Below are 19,116 nucleotides of genomic sequence, written 5' to 3' on the forward strand. Positions count from 1 at the left end.
GCGGTACTCTATTCTATTTCACTTCAAATTCTTTAATTCTTCAATCTCTTGAGCATTACCGCGAGGCTCCGCCTCGCATTTGCTCTGCCATGTAGAGCACTGAATTGAGGTGCGCATCGCTTGCTTCAGCAATGCGATCGTCAGCCAGGGAGGCCCGCTCGGGATTAGCCGAGGTGGTCGCCTCAAGCCTGAGGATTTCAGCGCGCGATGGCAAGACGCGGGAATTCTCGATTTCAGCCAGAATGCTGCCATCCTTGTTGGCGATAGGACGGTTGTTCTCGTCCTTCATCAAGGTGAGCTGAGTCCGCCCCTTCTGACCTTCTGCAGTTTCCATGAGCGTGTAGCGCGACTGTCCGGTGGCATCCTTGCTCTCGACGGCAAAGACAACGCCCTTCTGGTCGGTGAAGGAAAGGACAGGAGGGTCATCTCTGATGACGCGCCAAGGTGTGTATTCGCCTTCCTGTTCGCTCGCTTCACGCTTCCCGTCGATGAGGGTAGCAGCGGTCATCTGTTCAGAGCGTTCTCCACGCTCGAGCTTCTGGAAATAGTCGATGACGGCAGCGCGGCGCTCAACGGCGCCGTGGATCATGGTGGATGCACCGCCGTCGATAACGAGGGGCTGGGTAGCGCGTAGCTCAGGCGTGTCGCCGGCACGAATAGCGCGCCCGACCATCTGGCTGTATTCGATCTCGGAAGTGCTTTCGCGAAGGATGAGGGTGCAGCGCGTTGCGGGCACATCGAGGCCTTCGTCGATCATCTTGACCGAAACGATCATGTCGAGCTCGCCGCGGGCGTATTTTTCGAGGACGGCGTTGTTGTGGTCGGCGCCGCGTTCGCTGTCGACGACATCGACCTTGTGTCCGCGTTCGAGCATCTCATCGGCGAAGGACTGGGCATCCTTGATGCGCGAGGCGAAGGCGATGGTCTGCAGACCTTCGGCATGACGCTCCCAGGCGTTGGCCATCTCCTCGTTGAAGCTGTCTGTGCGGGCTTCCCGGACCGCCTTCATCAGGCCAGCCGAGTTGGCATTTTTTTCGGGGCGATAGTGAGCGCGTGCGACCTGATTGGTCGTGCCGCCCTTCTTCGCCTCGATGGGGACTTCGATGGTGCGGGGCAGCTTGATCTGCCCAGCGCGCTCGAGTTCCGCCCAGCCGATGGTGACACGCGTAGCGTTCTTCAGCTCCTTCGCCATTCCCTTCCCATCGGGGCGCGAAGGAGTGGCGGTCGTCATTACGATTTTCGCGTTGGGATTGGCCTTGAGAACCGCGGGAATGACGGTCGGGTAATGGCCATCCTTGGCGTCCGAAGCGTGGTGGGCTTCGTCGATGCCGACAACGTCATAGCGTTCCAGCTCGTCGACGCGGGCGGCCACAGTCTGAACGAGTGCGAAGACGTTGCTGCCGGACTGGTCGAATGTCCCGTCGGTTCCGAAGCTGGTGGTGAGGTTGCTCTCTGGCGCCCAGCGTTTGAACTGGCTCTCGCCTTGGCGAGACAAGAACTCGCGGTGCGAGAGGTTGAGAGCCTTCATGCCCCCAGCCGCGCGCTTTTCGAGCTCTTCGGTGATGCGAGAATTGATCCTGGTCTTGCCGGAGCCGGTTGGGGCTTCGATCAAAACCATGTTGCCGGTTTCCAGCGCGGCCACAGCTTCAGCGATGGCGCGTTCTTGGATTTTTGTGACTTCGGTAAAGTCGACGGGGGCAGGATCTTTGCTCATGAGGATATTTTATCCTCAAAGTTCCTGCCCCCTCAAGCGGTGTAGGCGATTTATTATGCAACCATCGCCTGGGCTGCCGCGCTTGCCGGGACGGCAGTCGAGGCAGCCTTGCCAGCCGCGGGCTGACCGCTGCCGGTTCCCTGCTTCGAGACATCGTCTTCTTCGACGAAGACTGCCGGGCAGCAAGCGAGAATGACCGAGAGGGCCTTCTGGACGCCCTTTGCGGTGCTGGCGACGGAGAGAACCGCGCCTGCGCCGCGACCCGCGCCTTGCGTGGGCAGGACGTTGAGAGCCGTAGAGAGCGACGGGCAAGGCGCGGAGCCGAGATCGATCGACAGGCCGGTCATGACATCGCCGGTGAATTCACCGAAGATGAAGTGCGGGTGTTTGTTGGGCGTAGCCACCGCAACACGCGCGCCAGTTTTCAGCTGCTCGGTGATCTCAGCGACCTCGCTGTCCGTGGGAGCAGTCGACTCCTCGAGGCAGGTCATGAAGTGCTCCAGCTTGCCGGCAGCGAGGGGGCGGCCGACAATCTGACGACCATCATCGGTCTGGAGGCGGTAAACCGCGTTCCGGTATCCCGATGCCTGTGCAAGCGCAGTCCAGATGGGCAGGAGCGCGTCGGAAACGAGCGTCACGTAGGAGGTCGACTCCTGGGGCGCTGCTTCAACCTGTGCGTTCCAGAGCGATTCCATCAGCTCCATGTCGGTGAACGGACGCCACGGCTCGCGATCGACAACGCGCGCAAAGCGGTTGGCGGATCCCGTCGGGGTGATGATGTCCTTCGTGGCGACCTTGCGGCCGAGCATATCGTCTACGGCACGGCCCGGGCAGATCAGTGCGACCTGACCCGTGGTGTTGTGCTTGCAGAAGACTGCACGCCCCATGAGGCTGTGACGGCGCGAAAGGAAGGTCTTGTATGCTTCGCCGAACGAGGTGGTGGCCAGTTCCGAACGCTTGCGAATTCGAAGCAGTCGGGTGGCAGAGCCATGCACGTCGTCGAGCTGGAGAACCTTCTCGCCGATGATTTCGAGCGAGGTCGCCTTCAGCGTTTCAGGACCTGCGTTGAAGGTGCCTTCAGCGATTGCCTTCTCGATGCGGCCATCGATGCGCTCGCGCAGGTGATCGAAGATGATGTCCTGGCGGCGGTCCGTGAGGGCAGCTACGCGGTTGATCATCTTGTTCACGTTGGTGAGCACGTAGGTGTGCTGGGTTTTGTCCCACTTCTTCTCGCTGGCTTCGCCAGAGGAATTCAGCCCGAGGTCGGACATGAACTGCTCCCAGCTGTAGTCTTCGATTTCGCCTTCGGCGATATCGGCCTGCAGGTCTTCCCATGCGCCTTCAGCGTACGGGCCGTCGAGACAATCCCGTTCGTCGAACATGCCATTCGAGGTGGCATGACGGTGGCCCTGTGTGAGAGCGCCGAGACGGAAGAGGGAGGAGACGATACGGCTGGCGTAGAGACGGTCGGCCGGCAGGTCGCACGAGGTAATGGTCAGGATAGGCGGCTGCACCTGGTCCGAACGGTGGGTCCGCCCGAAGCCCTGTGTCACCTCGTCGGCGCGGAAGCCGAGTTGGATGACATAGTGAATGCGACGGGCGGTGTTTTTCGTGCCAGCCTTGGCGTGGTATGAGAGGCTCGAGCCGCCAGCGCCGGTCGAGAAGACGAGTGCCTGCTTGTCGCCGTTGTGGAAGTCTTCGATATCCGAGATGCGCTGCTTCTCGGTCCGATCTTCGAGCAACACGCCGGTTGCACCGTCGCGATCGCCGTTCGGCTTGTTCGGGATGAGACGCTTGGTGCGGCCGGTGACCTCAGCCAGACGTGCCGGGCCAAAGGCCAGCATGATCTGGTCGAGCGGGGGAAGCGGAAGCTTGATGGTGCGAACTTCCGCGATAGCCTCGTTGCGGAGCTGTTCGGCTATCGGATGCAGGATCGGGTTGCCCTGCGGATCCTTCTTGTTAGTCCAGCGGGTAGCTTCTTCGCCCTTTGCAGTCGTGAACTTTTCGAGGGTCTGCATCTCGCACGGGATGCGCTCCGCGAAAGCAACAAGCTCGGCGGGTTCCAGGCGGATGTTCTTCGGGTCTTCGAGACGATCGAGAGCACGGTCGAGCTGGGCTTCGTACGTGTTCTGCATCTGGATGACCGGCGAGAAGCCGTTTTCGATCTGGACCTTCGCGTCGGCGATGACAGCGCGAGCCTTGAAGGCCGCGATGAGCGTGGCCATCGAGTTCTTACGGCTGGATTCGAAAATGCCGTTGAGTTCCGAGAATGGCGTTGCGCCCGAGATCTTGTGGGTCTTGCGGAGCTTGGCCATCTCCTCTTCGTCATCGACGGGCACCGAGCACAGCTTGGCGCAGTGCTTGGCGGTCTGCATGAGCTTGATCCATGCTTCCGCAGCCTGGTTGTAGGTGCGGCGCTCGTCTGCCGTGAGAGTCACCGAGAGGTGACGCGTTTCGACGCCGTCGAACGAGAGCGAGCGAGCGACATAGAGGCCTGCCGCCTTGAGCGAGAGCGTGACCTGCTCGAGGTCAGCGATGCCGCCGTTCTCGATGGTGCGGATGAAGTCCGAACGTGTGTTGAAGCACGTTCCCGGGCCCCAGAGGCCGAGACGGGTCGCGTAAGCAAGGTTGTGCACATCGGTTGCGCCCGTTGCTGAGGCGTAGATGACGCGCGCGTCGTACAAGCGATCCTGCACTTCCACACCGGCGAGACCCTGCCGGCTGGTGATCGACTTGCCGGATACATCTTCGAAGCCGGCTGCGTTGCGCATTTCCTGCGCTTCGTCGAATGCCAAGACGCCATCCCAGTCGTCGCCAGTCCAGCGGGCGACCTGTTCGACGCGGGGGTAGAGCTCTTCTGCATCCGAGTATTCGCGGAGAGTGGAATAGGTCGTTACGAGAATGCCCTTGGCGTGGCGGATGTCGGCGCCGCTTTTCGCCTTCCACTGGAAGGTGAAGTCGCGCTTGTCCTGTCCCATCTTCGCCCAGGCGTCGATGAAGCCGTGCATGTGCCGGCGTTTCGCAAGAACGATCACAGCCTTGTGGCGACCGTGCAGCTTGTTGTCGAGAATGGCGCCGAGGATTTCGTTGGTCTTGCCCGCGCCGGTGCCGTCAGCGAGGTAGATGCCGCAGCGCTGGGCCTTCGCGCCCGGGTTTTCCGGATTAGTCGGCAGGTGTCGGCGGTGGGCTTCACCAGCCGCCACGAGAAACTCGAACTGCGAGTTCGAGATGAACCCGCTGCTGATGACGCGGCGCGGAAGGCGAGGGCGATAGGTTGCCATCGGCGGCGTTACCGTAGCGAGCGTTGCCGACTGGATCAGCTTCGCAGGGTGTGGCTTGAGATCGGGGTGGAACGCGAGTTCCGGGTTCCATTCCTCGTGGATGGAGTCGGCGTCTACCGAGCCGCCGCGGTCGGGCTGCTGATAGTCGAGGGCGATCACAGCATTGGGGTCGGCATCGTATGCCTTGCGGCCATAGGTGACAGCGACCTTGTCGATGGCGTCGAGAGCGCTAGCCCAGGTGCCAGTGGTCGAGGTGACCGGGCAACCGGGGAAACGGATAACCCCAGCGGGCGTAGCGATTACGCCAGTTTCGCCAGCCGCGGGTGCTTCCGAGGTGATGCTGATTGCATCCGGATCGGTGCGGTCGGCACGAATGGTATGTGCATCGTTGCTGGTGCGCACGGTGCCGAGTGCGGTAGCGAGAGCATCCGATGCTTCGCAGTTGGTCTCGAGCAGGATGGCATCGCCAGCCTCAACGCGCAGCGCACGCATGGCAAGCCATGCGGCGAAAACTTCGTGGTCGTGGGGGAGACCCGCGTAGTCGCAGAGCTTCTGGAACTTCGCCAGCTTCGACTTGCCGTCCGTGGCAGTCGGGTCGATGTGACGGAATACGTAGGGTATCGTCAGACCCAGAGCCTTGATCCCGGTGTCGAGATCCACGCTAAGGGACTTGCCAGTACGCAGTGCATTGGAGGCCTGAATTGGCGTCATTGTCCACCTTTTCCTTAAAAAATCAGCTTCGAAAAAGCTCATTTCCCTAAGGCGAGGACTTTGGACTTGCCGGTGTGCGCGTTGCGCCACCTTGCTGCATCACCCTTGGGTGTGCATCGATTGCCGTGAGGCAAAATAAGGGCAGGCGGACTATGTGCCCGCCTGCCTATTGAAGAGCGTCTAGCTCAGTTCGAAGAGAGGAGCTTGGCCTTCATCGCTTCGAATTCTTCTTCCGAGATCACGCCGTCGTCGCGAAGTTTTGCGAACTTGGCGAGTTCATCGGCTGCTGACAAAGGCATCTGGGCAATGACGGGCTCTGTCGGCTCGTTGACCTCGGGCAGGTCAGAGAGATCAGGTGCCTCAACCACTGGGCGATACCGGCGCTCGACTTCGACCTCCATCTCGCTTCCGGAGCGATAGAATTCCACGTCGTAGGTAGCCTTCTTCACGCCCTTGCGGAGACCGTCGAGGAGGTCGTCCCCGGTCTTGATGCGTTCGCGTGCGAGCCGAGTGACGACATCGCCTTCTTTCAGCCCAGCTTCGTGAGCAGGCGAGCCTGGAGTGATTTCGGTGATGCGAAGGCCTTTGCCGCCGGTTTCTTCGAATCCTGCACCGAAGAAGGTGTGGTTCGGGAAACGAGTGCCCGGCGGGAAACGGCCGCCGATCGCGGTGAAGAGTGCCATCACGTTGTTGTGGTAATGCGAAGAGGACATCTCCTGCTTACGAACCTGTCCGAAGGCCATCTGGGTTTCGACCCAGCCAGTGGCCTGAACACGCGTGCTGCGTCCGGCGCCGGCCAGGTTGAAGCGGATGTATTGCTTCGGCGGTGTGGAATAGGAGTTGCCGATAAGCAGCTGGCTGAGAGCCGACTGCATCGTGTTCATCTTGGCTTCGCAAATGACCGTGGTCGAGGTGCTCGATACCATGGTCCAGCCCATGTTGAAGCAGCCGTTGGCAACTTTGTCGGAGGCTTCGGTGACGCCCATATCGAAATAGGCTTCGGTCAGGCCTGACGGCGGAACCGCATAAGGCTGATCGGCGAGCGCGGGGCTCGCAGTGAAAAGAGCAGCGAACGCCGCTGCCAAAGCAATTAGCTTCTTCATTATTTACCCCTTGTTGGTGGGACTGCTTATAGCAGCGTCATTTGTGAGTTGCGAAAAGAAGTAGGGTGAAAATGGGGTAACAATCGCCTTAGGTGTGCTTGTGATTGTCTTTAAGCGCCGATGTCGGCGTAGTATCCCGCTGCGGTTACGCGGACGCCTTCAGGGACCTGTTCGAACGCGGTTTCGCTTCCCGCGAAGAAGGCGACGGCAGCGCTTGTCAGGTTTTGGTCGAGGTCGGCTGGCATCACTTTGTCGATAGGATGCTTCCAGTTGTTCGGATCGCGAACTTTCTCGAATGCTTCCGAAAGCTGATTGCGAGTGAAGCCAGAGAAGATCGGGCGTTCATCGAGAGGGATGTCGCCCACAAGCCACATCTTGGCTTCCATGTCGAAGACGCCGATGGTGGTCTCCTCGCCGCCAGCGAGAGAGAGCTCGAGGCTCGGGACGGAGCAGTATTCATCTCGGATGGACGGAGCGTAGTCTGTGGCAACAGTTTCCATGGCAGTGCGGTCATCAGTTGCATGGAGATCTCGGTTCAGACGTTCGTAACGCTGATTGTCCCGGCGTACGCCTGATGCTTTGATCTGATACTGCGGCATGGATGTCTCGCGTGCTGGAAAGAGATGGTCGGGTCAGTGGACCGTTTTGATCGAGAATTCGAAACCCGATCCATCAACGCGGTAATCCTTCCGGTCACCAACATCCACCTTGATGCGCGCTCTGCCGGGGATGCCCTCGGCGCTCATGATGTCTGAAAGCGTGGCGTTTGCAGGATATTCGCGCTGGAAGACGGAACTATCGCTGTAGAGCTTGTACTGGACACCCATGGTCGACCTGTCTGTCTTGAGGGAAGGGGAATTGCCCCGCGCGCCGAGGGAGGGAGAGGAGTGTAGCGCGCGGGGCGAGCCGATTACGCCGCCTGCGCAATCGGTTCCTGTTTGGCTGCGGCCTGGTCACGGCGAGCAGCGGCATTCTGGATTGCCTTGAGGACCTGCGGCGGCGACCAAGAGGCGTCGTCGCTCATGAAGTTACCAGCGAGAGCATCGCCGTCCACCGCTTCCATGATGGCCTTTTCGACCAGTCCGCGGGCCGCACGCGGGCTCGGCTGGTTCGAGGTTTCGACGACCTCGGTGGCGAGCACGCGGATCTGCGCGTTGTTGAGCGTAGCCAGATAGGCTTCGTCGATCTGCCAGCCGGCCAGGACGTCGACACCGACGGCGTCGAAGATGTCCATGGTGTCTTCGTCGACGCCAGCCGCGATCGAGTCGGCGACGGTGTAGGCGAAGAGCTGCTCGAGCAGTCCGTCTTCGAGCTCCATCAGCTTGGCGATAACGCCAGCAGGCGAAGTCATGCCGGCAACGCCGGCTTCGGTGACGATGCGGTCACGAGCAGCGCGCTTGGTCTGCAGCTGGGTGAAGACCTGCGAGCCGTGATTGCGCGTATCGATGGGGAGGCCAGCAATCTGCATGCTCGAAGCCGGGCCGCGACGGGTAAGTGTCGAGGCAACGACGAAGGCCATCGAAAGGCGGTGATCGCTAGCGACAGCGATCTTGAGGGCTGCCGACACCTGCGCGGTGAGCAGCGAGGCGGTGTCCTTCGTGGCGTTGTCGAGCGGGTTCACCTTGGCCTTGGCCGGTGCGTCGGCCGGTGCTGCCGAGGCGTCGGCATCGCTTCCGTCGTTGGCGGCGGTTGCGGTGGCTTCAGCCGCATCGAGGTCGTTCCCGTCCAGCTCGAGCGCCGATCCGTAGTGGTCTTCGGCGTCTGCGAGGAAGTCACCTTCGCCATCGTCTTCTTCGATGGCCGGCGGGATCAGGCCCGTGCGAACCTCGACCGAACCATCGTCGTAGGCGATGATCACAGCAGTCGATTCCGCTTCTTCTCCGCCGGTTGTCCAGCCTGCGTCATCGAAGCGGGTGCGGTCGATGAACTTCACATCAGCATGGGTCTCGTTGAGATCGTCGATCTTCTTCTGGATCTCCTGGCCCTGGCGTTCCCAGAACTTGTTGACGTCGGTGAAGTGGTCACCGTCCTGCGAGAAGAGGTCGCAGGCGAGGCAGTCGGAGAGCTCCTGCGGATCGAAGAGAGCCGAGCTGACGGGGATCTGGCCGCGAGTAAGCTCTGCCTTCACCGACGCACTGTCGGGGAAAGCGCCTTCGTTGGCGAGGATCGCGTTGACGACGCGCTCCTGACCTTCGGGCGAGCCGACGGTCATAGCCTGAGCCCAGCCGATGGTACGCTTGCCAGTGCGAACGAGGTCGCGGGCGCCTTCGACGAGCTCGCCGAGTGCGAGGCGCTGCTTCACGGTCTGCATGCCGTAGTTGAACATGTCAGCGATCGCCTGGAGGCTGAGGCCGGACTTGGCCAGATCGAGGAATGCTTCCATTTCTTCGATGGGGTTCATCTGCTCGCGAACGGTGTTCGCTGCGACAGCGATCGCCTTCAGCGTCGCTTCGTCGGTGTCGGCCGGGAGAACCCAACAGCGGATCTCTGCGTCAGCTTCGATGCTGCCGCGGTCTGCGAGAGCATTGAGCGCGCGGCGACGGGTCTCGCCTTCGACGACCTGGAAGCCTGCTTCGCCTTCCGGCTGGAAAACGATCAGGGGAGCCTGCTGGCCCAGCTGGTCGATGCTTGCGCTCATCTGTTCGATGGCGGCTTCGCCACGCGTCTTGCGCGGATTGCCTTCCCACTCGGTGAGAAGGTTCAGGGTAATATTCTGTTCGGTTGCGGAGTTCGGCTTCACTGGTGTCACCTTTCATTCTGAAACTTGGCTACGCCCACGACAAAACCCCGAAGCCCCATTGCTGGGGCCCGGGGTCGAGCGTTGCGGCTCCGGCCGCTGTCGCTTTTTGAGAGGCTTTTACCTCTTCCTACCGATCACGAGATCGGATCATCTCTCTCATTCGGCGCGCAGGCAAAGCCCAGCGCCACTCTTCTTCGAAAGGGATTAGGGAGGGAGCGTTATTCGTCGATCACGCCATAATCGGGAATGGCAGTCGAGCCGGTGGCACTGCCATTCCCCATCGAGGTGATATAGCTCGGAACTTCGCTCGCGTAATCGCTGACCGCTCCGGCTGCGGAACGCGCAGTGTTGGAAACATCGTCCATGCTGAATGGGGCGCTGATGTTCGGCGCGGCTGCATTGCGATCGGGAGTGTCGTCATCGCTGGGATAGACGGTGACGGGAGCAGGCTCGACGATGATCGGCTCTGCACGCTGTTCGGGCGTGAGATAGCGCACAGGCACGAAAGCTTCGGGTTCGGGCTCGGCCTGGCGGCCGACAGTCGGCGACCAGTCATATTCGACCTGAACTTCTTGGCGGACTTCGACGAAGTCGCGGGGAGTGCCGGCCATGAGGAGACCGAGAACTGTGGCAGTGAAAATCATGCGGCTTCTTTCAGTTGCTCGTCGACGTAGACGTTCGGCGCCACGACGAAGAGGTCATCTTTGAGATAGAGGTCGGCGATCTCGCCGAAACCAGTGATGATGGGATACTTCATGTCACTGGGATTGAGGGACAGCGTAACGCTGTTCCCCAGCAATCCGTGCATGGTGTCCGGATCTGCGTTCCAGAGAAGAGCGAAGGATTCGACCTCGAAGGGCGCGTATAGAGCGTCAGCGTCGCTTTCATCACCATAGTTCAGGCGAGCGATGCAGCTCATGTTGGTCGCATCGAGGGAAATTTCCATGGACTTGGGGATGCGCCCCAAGCCGAGAAGCGAGCCGATCACCCCATCAAAGAAGTATTCTCCGTCGCGAGCAAATGCGACTGACAGCACTTTTACGGCGTTGTCGGCGTCGGGATCGGTGGCGAGTTCGCGCCACTCGGGCAATTGATGCTTCTTGATCATCTGGAGAAATTACCTTCCCATACCGCCGGAGTCACGCGCCTTTTGTGCCGCATGCTGGATTTCTAGGGATGTTCCCTGCGAATTTTCCTGACGGGCGGCGGCGGTGAAGAGGCCAATGCCGGAGCCGAGGCCCATAGCGCGTGTGCGCGGCGCGGGATTGGCCGGACCCTTGGCAGCAATTGCCACTTCGGGCGCCTTGAGCCCGCGCGCCTGTTCCATCATCGGGCTCATAGGCTTGGCCGAAGCGCCGACACCTTCGAGCGCACGTTCACGCGAGACGTCTTGACCTGCGCTGGGCGCGAGGCCGAGAGACTTCATGCCTTCTTGGGCCTTGATCAGACGGTCGTTGGCAGCCGGCTGCGAAACCTTCGGCGCGGGCGCCATTTCATCGCGGATGGAAGCTGCGCGCTCAGGAGCCGGAGAAGCGGCTTCTGGGACCTGCTCGAGAGATCCTTCAGCTGCCTTAGGCTTGGTGAAGAATGCCTTGGCCTTGTCCAGGGCGCTGGTGGGTTCAGCAGCCTTGGCTGGGACCGCTGCCTTTTCGCTCTTCTCCTGAGTGGGGCTGGCCGACGCGATTTCCTTGGGGTCGCCATCCTTGCCGAGAGCCGTGTCCTTGCTGTCCTTGTCGGCTCGGGCCTGCTCTTTCTCGGCGCGGTCGAGCTCGCGCTCGTTCTTTTCGAGCTGGCGAAGCTCTTGGTCGATCTTCGCGTCCTTCTTCGCCTTGGCGTCCTGCTTGGTGCTGAGGTGAGCCTGAACGATGCCCTTCCAAAACGCCTTGATGACCTCGGTCGAACTGTCTGGATCGCCCTTCTGGGCGGGCAAGCGCGAGAGGTCGCCGAGCATTGTCGACTTGGGCAGTCGCTGCTTGCGAAGCTTGTCGACACGCTTGCCGATGTCGGCCTTACCGAACTCACCCTTCTTGGGGTTCGATTCATCCTTGCGAATTTCCTGCGAGGCGGCGGCAGATGCCTGGGCAACGCGCCTATTGATATCGGACGCCGGCTCAGCGGTGTCCGAAGTCGCGGCAAAGACGCCGGCGCTGTGGCGGGTCCTGCTGTCGAGCGAGGAATTGCGATGCATTTCCTGGCCGTAAGGGATGCAGTCATCGTTGGCAGCTTCGCCGCCGGGCTTGTCGGTTTCGAGATGATCCGGAATGCCGTTGCCATTCAGGTCATTCTTGCGCCACGCATCGCGATCGCCGTAACCGACCTCCTGATCTTCCTCGAGGTAATCGGGAACGCCGTTGCGGTCTCGGTCGAGCTCCTGATGAAAGCCGTGGGTGCGCCGTTCTTCCTGTTCGGCGGCGTCATAACCTTCCATCTCTTCAGCGCGACGAGGGTTCTGCATTGGTAATTCCCCAAATAGAGTGCTTGGCGTGAATTTTGAGGGAGTCCGCGCCCTTCGTCAATCGTTAGTTGAGGGACTTCTAGGAACTCACCCCCACCACACCGGTCCCTTTTGGAAATTCCTCAATGGGATTTCTGCGAAGCTGATGCTTCGTCAGGGTCGTTTTTGGAGAAGCTGTAGCTTCGCGACGCTCCGCCCTTGCGGAGTAATCTTGCAGCCACCGTGCGGAATAGGGGTGCTGGCGATGAAGCCGCGCATGGCAAGGCGTTTCAGCGCGGTTCGGATAGGCGAGGACTGAGAGCCATGTTCGGAAGCCAGCATTTGAGGAGTAATAGCCGGCAGTTCCAGCAATCTCTGAAGGATGTAGGCTTCGAGTTTATTGAGGTTGGGATTTTCTGCGACCCAAAGGGAAGCGATTTTTATCTCTGTGGCTCGCTTCCTGGCGGATTCGAGCCCTTGGTCGCTGATGACCCAGCGGGCCGACCTTTTCCCGGCCGAGGAGAAGCGAGATATCAAGCCGTCCTGCGCCAGCGTTTTCACGATGATCGAGATTGGCCGAGGAGGCGTCTGATTGTCCTGAACCCATAGGCCCATTTGATAGGTGGTCATGGGCTCTGGATGCATTTGTTGGAGCAGGGCAAGCAATTTGAGGGAGGTCGAGAATGTCTCGACCTCCCTCTCGCTGTGGATCTTTTGTAGCGCCCCGGCTCCCATATGAGGGTTTTGCCGGACGAATGGTCTGGATGATAGACCTGAACTGGAAATTTGTGCGTTGGCCTAAAGGATGAAGTGCTCTGCCGTGAGGTCTAGCTGGCCGTCGAGTACGATGTGCAGGTCGGCTTTGCCATCGCCATCGTAGTCAGCGGCAAGGAATGTCTGGTTCTCGTTCACGTAGTAGCGCAACTCGCCAGCAATTCCGGTGAACTGCTCGCGTCCGATGAAGGTGAAGGCGTCATCGCTTTGTGTGTCTATGATTGCGTCGATGCCGGAAAGGTCGATGATATCCTGGTCGATTTCGAAGTCGGTGATCTGGTCGGCGATGGTCAGCCAGCGCGCGATATCAGGATTATCGAAGACGAAGGTATCCGAGCCGGCTCCACCGGTCAGTATATCGGCCCCCCACTGGCCTGCGAGGACGTCGTCTCCGTCGCCGCCGACGAGGATGTCAATGCCGATGCCGCCGAAGAGGCTGTCGTGCCCGGATCCTCCTTCAAGCTGGTCGTTTCCATCGGCTCCGCGGAGAATGTCGTGCCCGGCATCCCCGTGAAGTGTGTCATGCCCGTTGTGGCCGATGAGGAAGTCATTTCCGTTCCCACCGTGGAGGGTGTCGTCCCCTTCGCCTCCGAGAAGTGTGTCCCAACCGCTTCCGCCATCGAGGAGGTCATCACCTTCATCGCCGCGGAGTTTGTCGCTTCCACCGTCGCCATAGATGGCATCGTTGCCTTGAAAGCCTCGGATGGAATCCTTGCCAAAGCCTCCGCGGAAGACTTCGGCATTGTTCGAGCCCCAGATGTCATCGGAGAAGCCGGTGCCGATGATGCTTTCGACGCGAAGGTAGGTATCGCGCCCATCGGTTTCTGAGGTGACTACGCCCCAGCGTACTCTGATTGCGGAATCGACCTGGGAGTAATCGAGGGTGTCGAAGCCAAATCCACCGTTGATTGTATCATCGCCGCGGCCGGGGAGGATGGTGTCATCGCCGCGACCGGTATCGATGATGTCATTCCCATCTCTGCCATCGACCCACTCTCCGCCGATTATGAAATTGTCCAGAGCATTGCCGATGACGATACCGTTAGCCTTCAGCTGGTGAACTTCTTCGACGTTGTCTGGGATGACGAAGAAATGCTGGTTCGTACGGATGGTGTCATAGCCGCCATCCTCCAGTTCAACCACCGTCGCCCAGCTGTATGGGCTTGTCCATTCGAGCTGATAGAGGTCATCACCGCCGCCGCCGTGAATGGTGTGCTCGTGATAGGGAGTGAAGGCTTCGTTCGCATCGGTTCCGTAAAGGATGCCGTCGGTGCTTCCGATCACCCATCCATCGGCGGATGCTTCAGCGCGAAGCTGTGCATCGAGTGTTGCGATGATGTCTGCGTAGGCGGGATCGCCTGCCAGGTTTTCGAGGTTGGCGGTATCTTCGGCGGCATAAAGTTCTGTCTGGCCGTTGGCATATCGAGTGTAGCGCCACTCGTTGGTGCGCAGAGAGATGTCGCCATTCATGGTCGTTATCGCGATGCCATCATCCATCAGGCTGGGATCGTTGATGAAATCGACGAGGCTGCGGCCGTCGATGCCATCGGGAACCTGAAGTCCCTCGAGATCCATCAGGGTGGGCATGAGGTCGGTGAGTTCCACAACCTGCGAAACGACCTGACCGTCATCGTCGGTACCGGGCTGCGCGATAATGAAGGGTGCGCGCGCGCCGGTATCCCAGAGCGTGAATTTGCCCCACTGGTCTTTATCGCCGAGATGATAGCCATGGTCGGTCCAGAGCGCGATCGTCACACTATCGCTGAGGCCACTGGCCTCTACTTGGTCAAGGATCTGGCCGAGAAGGTAATCAGCGTATGAGATCGCCGCGAGATAAGCCTGCATGGCTTCGGGGCCTGCTTCGGACGGGTCGATCGACCATCGGTTTTCTCCGGTGTTCGATAGCGCGGCGCCCGGAAGGTCGAGAAGGTCATCGTAGTCCCAGTCGACCATCCGGACTTCTTCGATGGGGTACATGTCGTAAAATTCCTGGGGGACTTCCCAGTTGAGATGTGGCTTGTTGATCCCGACGAACATCGCGAAGTTGTCGCCCGAGGTGTAGGCGCTGAGCATTTCGATGGCGTGGGCGACATTCACCTCGTCTCCGTTGACCGAGCGCAGGCTTTCATCGAGGACGCCGATCTGATGTCCGCCGACGTCGGTGCGGTCATCGAAGATGTGGTTGAGGAACTGCGAGGCATAGTCTTCGGGCACTCGCATTGCATGGAGCACTTTGCCGATCATGCTGGTTTCGTAACCAGCTTCCATGAAATCCGACATGAGAATGTCTTGGGGTTCGACGGCGCGATGATAACTCGTCGCGTTCTGGTGAACTCCGGTGTGTGCTGGGGAAAGGCCAGTCATCGCCGATGTTCGGGAGGGGTTGCAGAGGGCCACCTGCGAGAATCCGTTCTCGAAGGTGGTGCCCATCGCCATGAGCCGGTCGATGTTCGGAGTGTGTACGGTTCCGCCGTAGAGGCTTTTCACGATGGAAAAAGCGGCGAGATCATCGATAGAGATTACCAGAACAGACATGCATTATCCTCGAGGAGAAACCCGGACTGGGTGTCGTCAGTGTGGATGTTTCTAGGATTGCGCCTGTGGAGCGCGCAGCCCATATCATCGGTGAGGATTATATCGCCGGATTTGAGGTAAATGGGTAGTGCTGTTCTGGAAAATCTAGGAAATATTTTCTGGCAAGGCTTCGCGTGGAATGATCAGCTGGCGAAGCAGGGTGGCGGTATAGCTGCGATATCCATTCTCAAGGCGAAGGGCCAAAACGTCTGCCTGGCGTTGGACAAGCGGGTGTTTGAGCATTTCGATCAGCTGTGCGGCCGGAATGCCTGCGACGACCACGAGGTTATGGTTCACCGGCATGGTGCCGGCTGGCAGAAGGATCGGTCGGAGGTTTTTGGCAATGCGAGGCACAAGCACAGCATCGTCGGACAAGGGTAGTTTCCCAGCAAAGGGCTCTGGCGGTAGCCAGCGAGGTTCGCGCTGTCCGCGATTGGGCATCCGTTCCAACTGGTTGTCTAGGTGATCGAGGACCGATGCTTCGGGCTCGGCTTTATCTGTGAGGAGGGCCCACCGGTTGAAGCCGGTGATGGTATCGGTTTGCGGGCACAGATTTTCCGGTTCTACGCATGGGATGAGCCGCTCTTCGGGCAGGCCGGTCTTGTCGAATACGATGAATATGCCGTCAGGGCCAAGCCAAGGCGCCAGCCGGATTGTCGCGATGTCGGCGAGAGGCGTTCCGTCGATCTCTGGAAGCTCTTCGATCATGAAGGGCTCGGCAGTCAGTCTGCGGCCACTGTCTCCAGGTGAGAGGACCAGACTGACGGGATGGACTCGGGCAGGCGAGCCTTTCCGCCTCGTCTTCGGACGATAAAAGGCGCTCTTCGATTCAAGGCGCTGAATGTCATGAACGGTGTATCGCTCGCCGATCTTGGCGCGGAGATCTGCAGAGCCTTTGTTGAGCAGCCACCGATCTGCCGTGACGAGGCCGATAAGCCCATCTGGGTGAACGATATCGACCGCTTTGTTGAGGTATGCGTAAAGCAGGTCGGCTTTCGCATGCGCGGGAATTTGGGTCTCGAATTGGAAGCGGTACGCGCTTTCCGGCGGAAGATTGGCGAGACGCCAGTAGGGCGGGTTAGCGGCGATGATGTCGAATTGACCGACAGGAACCGGCGAGAGGAGGAAGTCGCGGATCTCTACGATATTGACCGCGGCTTTATCCGCTGCGGGGATTGTCCATCCGCGCGAGAGGAGATGGTCGGAGACAGCGCGCCGGGCAGATTGTGCAGCGCTCGGATGAAACTCATAACCGCGAATGCGATGGACGGCGGTTTCGACGTCGTCTTTCTTCATGTCGATCCGCGCGAGAGCTGCAACGAGGAAGCCGCCGTTTCCTGCGCCCGGGTCAAGAAGGCGTGTGCCCTGGTCCGGCCAGCCGAGACGGTCGAGGAGGGCTTCGATTTCAGGAATGGCAGTGTAGATCGCCGTGCCACGGTGGATTTTGTCTATGTCCGCAGCGAGGGGATCGCCGCTGAACTCGAATTCAAGGGCGCTTGCAGGCTTCATGGATTGTTTGACCTTAGTCTGGGTTTAGGGACGTACCCAGTTGTAGAGAGAGTAAGCGAACGGATCTTCGAGCGAGCCCTGAGCGAAACGAACCTGTTTGCCGTCACAAAGGAAGCCGGCACTGCACGGGAAATCCCAGTGGAGCCGCGCTTCAGGGCGGCGATCGTCGACCACCACGATCCGAGTGCCAACTTTCTCGACGAGGTAGCGTGCGGCTACGTCGCCCTCGGGACGAGCATCTTCGAAGAAGTGGCCAGGTTCGAGCTCTCGCTTGAACTTCGAAAGGGAAACAGTCCCGTCGATGACATCTGGCCCAACGCGTTTTTGGAGATTGGCCCAGTAGCGCTCTGCGACCGAGACTTCGACGGAGAAGGATCGGGTGAACTGGTCCGTTTCGAATTTGGAATTGTCGAAGCCGAAACGCCAGACTTGATCGGCGATTTCCTCGAAGAGCTTTTCGCGCTCAGCCTTGGCGTCGCTTTTCTCGAAATCGATCTCGGCGGTCGCATACACTTCGACAATGATCTGGCGGTGGCCGGGCGAATTGCGGCCGGTGACCTTCATCTTCGCCGCATCGAATGATCTGTCGAGGTGGCCCTGGATTTCGGAGATGAGATCGTTGAACGGCTGGCCGACCTTGTAGAGGTCGCCCGTGAAATCGAGCGCGCCTTCGGCGTCACGCTCAGCTTTGCTGTGAAGCGGATATGTCATGCAGATAGCCTATAGCTGGTGTTTCGGATAACGGGAGCCTCGTTCGCGGAGCGAGGCGAACCCCCGATCAGCGATAGACGTCGATGCGCCAGTCGATCGGCTCGCAGCCTGAAGTGAATGCTTCTTCGACCTGGTCGGCGATGCTGTTGAGCTGTGCCTCCGAGGGCTTAACGCCGACTGCGGTGCGAAGAGTCCACTGAGGAACGATGCCGCGACGAACGCCTTTGCGAAGCAGCTCTGCGATGCGGAGCGTGGTAGGCACGTTGGGTTGCTCAACGAGGCGCGAGCCTTTGTTGCCGAGCTCGAGCTCGGAGCGGATAATGTCCGCGGCGGTTTGTGCGACAGCGCCCATTAGTCATCACTCCCAAGAGTAAGCCCTTCGGTGTTGATCTGCTCACAGAGCTCGTCGACGGCCTTCGGCGTGATCATCTCCTGCGTACCGCCGTTCGTGGCGATGTCCTTGATGGCGGGCGGAAGCCGGTCGCCATGTTCGAGAAGAAGCCGAAGTCCTGCGAGGATGGCGTTGTGACGCGCACCCTGGATGGGTTGTTTTGGCATAGAAAGATCCCTGAGAGTGGTTGAGAGTTAAGCTGCTTCGTCGAGCAAATCGCCGACGATGTCCTTGAGCCACCGCTTTACCGGAGGCTTACCCCTGCCCATTGACTTGAGGGGTAAAATCGTGTGATCGTGCTTTTCTTCCAGAGCAATTACCCTGCGAGCATACTCGCGACCTTTGGAAGAATGCTTAACGGCCGCAAGAATATCCTGCTCTTGGGAAAAAATGCAAACAAGGCAGGATAAACGCCTCGCGTTGGCGGTGGTGTAGGCCCAGTGTGGATCCTGACCGCCCGCCGCGATCGTCGCGAAAACTTGCTCTTCCGAGAAGTGGTGGATCGGGTGCCAGTCGAAGAAGACCCGGCGCGTCGCGCGAGTTTCGGCTTCGAGGATTTCTGGGTAGGGCTTAGGCGGACAGGATGCCGATTTCACGAACTGGAGAGGTTCGAGTTTCGCGCGAGCGCTGGATTCCTCGCCGCGAAGGCCCATGCAATTCAGGACGTATGGGCTGGTATGACCAATCTCCTCGCGATAGGCATTGATGGTCCGCCTGATCGGCCCGCGCTTCCAGTCGCTGGTGCAAAATCTGGCAGACGAAGACATGAACTGGCCGCGCTGGTCGACATAGTCGAGCAGGTCTTTCGCCTCGCCGTCCTTGTTCTGCGCTTTGCAGACGAGGAAGGGGATGCCGTAGGCTTCCGCGTTGGCGCGGGCGTGGTCGGCTGTGCCTTCCCACTCGGCTTCGCCCAGATCGGCGTGGATGCAAACAATCTGGGAAGTGGGGACCTTCAAGCGCTCCACGAGATGGACGAGCATGGCCTGCCCGTCCTTGCCGCCGGAGTGCGAAGCCACGACGAGCGCGCCCTGGCGCACTAGATCCATAGGGTCGGGCAGGGCATCGTCGTCTGCGAAGGCGAAGCCAGCCTGCTCTTCTGCAGGGAAGAGCCGGGGCAGCTCTACGCCGCGGCGTTCGAATTCGGCGTGGTCAAAGGCCATAAGCATTCTCCGGG

General features: G+C 59.9%; 16 protein-coding genes. All 16 read right to left on the reverse strand.

Annotated features, from left to right (window positions below; all coding sequences use genetic code 11):
* Nucleotides 1-55: 55 nt before the first annotated feature.
* Entirely contained in the window at nucleotides 56-1,714 is a 1,659-nt protein-coding gene (locus tag DVR09_RS14820; protein WP_115418041.1) for a DEAD/DEAH box helicase, read from the reverse strand.
* 53 nt (nucleotides 1,715-1,767) lie between these two features.
* The gene (locus tag DVR09_RS14825; RefSeq protein WP_162814997.1) at nucleotides 1,768-5,706 is read right to left on the reverse strand and encodes a strawberry notch-like NTP hydrolase domain-containing protein; all 3,939 of its coding nucleotides are present in this window, start codon (nucleotides 5,704-5,706) and stop codon (nucleotides 1,768-1,770) included.
* A 185-nt stretch (nucleotides 5,707-5,891) separates the two neighbouring features.
* Complete coding sequence (locus tag DVR09_RS14830) at nucleotides 5,892-6,809, reverse strand: SHOCT domain-containing protein (RefSeq protein WP_115418467.1); 918 nt, start codon at nucleotides 6,807-6,809, stop codon at nucleotides 5,892-5,894.
* Between the two features lie 110 nt (nucleotides 6,810-6,919).
* Entirely contained in the window at nucleotides 6,920-7,309 is a 390-nt protein-coding gene (locus DVR09_RS14835; RefSeq protein WP_162814998.1) for a hypothetical protein, read from the reverse strand.
* A gap of 132 nt (nucleotides 7,310-7,441) precedes the next feature.
* Entirely contained in the window at nucleotides 7,442-7,636 is a 195-nt protein-coding gene (locus tag DVR09_RS14840; protein ID WP_115418044.1) for a hypothetical protein, read from the reverse strand.
* Between the two features lie 83 nt (nucleotides 7,637-7,719).
* Nucleotides 7,720-9,549 carry a ParB/RepB/Spo0J family partition protein gene (locus DVR09_RS14845; protein ID WP_162814999.1) on the reverse strand — a complete coding sequence of 610 codons (1,830 nt, stop codon included), beginning with the start codon at nucleotides 9,547-9,549 and terminating at the stop codon, nucleotides 7,720-7,722.
* 218 nt (nucleotides 9,550-9,767) lie between these two features.
* Nucleotides 9,768-10,193 carry a hypothetical protein gene (locus DVR09_RS14850; protein WP_115418046.1) on the reverse strand — a complete coding sequence of 142 codons (426 nt, stop codon included), beginning with the start codon at nucleotides 10,191-10,193 and terminating at the stop codon, nucleotides 9,768-9,770.
* Nucleotides 10,190-10,657 (reverse strand): hypothetical protein, encoded by a 468-nt coding sequence (locus tag DVR09_RS14855; RefSeq protein WP_115418047.1) that lies wholly within the window; start codon nucleotides 10,655-10,657, stop codon nucleotides 10,190-10,192. The genes DVR09_RS14850 and DVR09_RS14855 overlap by 4 nt, the downstream gene beginning before the upstream one ends.
* 9 nt (nucleotides 10,658-10,666) lie before the next feature.
* The gene (locus DVR09_RS14860; protein WP_162815000.1) at nucleotides 10,667-12,004 is read right to left on the reverse strand and encodes a hypothetical protein; all 1,338 of its coding nucleotides are present in this window, start codon (nucleotides 12,002-12,004) and stop codon (nucleotides 10,667-10,669) included.
* Between the two features lie 153 nt (nucleotides 12,005-12,157).
* Complete coding sequence (locus DVR09_RS14865; RefSeq protein WP_162815001.1) at nucleotides 12,158-12,613, reverse strand: helix-turn-helix domain-containing protein; 456 nt, start codon at nucleotides 12,611-12,613, stop codon at nucleotides 12,158-12,160.
* Between the two features lie 168 nt (nucleotides 12,614-12,781).
* Nucleotides 12,782-15,292, reverse strand: a complete 2,511-nt coding sequence (locus tag DVR09_RS14870) for a sulfatase-like hydrolase/transferase (RefSeq protein ID WP_115418050.1) — start codon at nucleotides 15,290-15,292, stop codon at nucleotides 12,782-12,784.
* Nucleotides 15,293-15,436: 144 nt separating this feature from the next.
* The gene (locus DVR09_RS18055) at nucleotides 15,437-16,840 is read right to left on the reverse strand and encodes an Eco57I restriction-modification methylase domain-containing protein (protein ID WP_115418051.1); all 1,404 of its coding nucleotides are present in this window, start codon (nucleotides 16,838-16,840) and stop codon (nucleotides 15,437-15,439) included.
* Between the two features lie 24 nt (nucleotides 16,841-16,864).
* Nucleotides 16,865-17,551, reverse strand: a complete 687-nt coding sequence (locus DVR09_RS14880; RefSeq protein ID WP_115418052.1) for a hypothetical protein — start codon at nucleotides 17,549-17,551, stop codon at nucleotides 16,865-16,867.
* Between the two features lie 67 nt (nucleotides 17,552-17,618).
* The gene (locus DVR09_RS14885) at nucleotides 17,619-17,903 is read right to left on the reverse strand and encodes a hypothetical protein (protein ID WP_115418053.1); all 285 of its coding nucleotides are present in this window, start codon (nucleotides 17,901-17,903) and stop codon (nucleotides 17,619-17,621) included.
* Entirely contained in the window at nucleotides 17,903-18,109 is a 207-nt protein-coding gene (locus DVR09_RS14890; protein ID WP_115418054.1) for a hypothetical protein, read from the reverse strand. The genes DVR09_RS14885 and DVR09_RS14890 overlap by 1 nt, the downstream gene beginning before the upstream one ends.
* 27 nt (nucleotides 18,110-18,136) lie before the next feature.
* On the reverse strand, nucleotides 18,137-19,102 hold the full coding sequence (locus DVR09_RS14895; protein ID WP_162815002.1) for a phosphoadenosine phosphosulfate reductase domain-containing protein: 966 nt from the start codon (nucleotides 19,100-19,102) through the stop codon (nucleotides 18,137-18,139).
* Between the last annotated feature and the right edge of the window lie 14 nt (nucleotides 19,103-19,116).

Origin of the sequence: Erythrobacter aureus (genome assembly GCF_003355455.1) — a bacterium.
In the GTDB taxonomy this organism is placed as follows: Bacteria; Pseudomonadota; Alphaproteobacteria; order Sphingomonadales; family Sphingomonadaceae; genus Qipengyuania; species Qipengyuania aurea.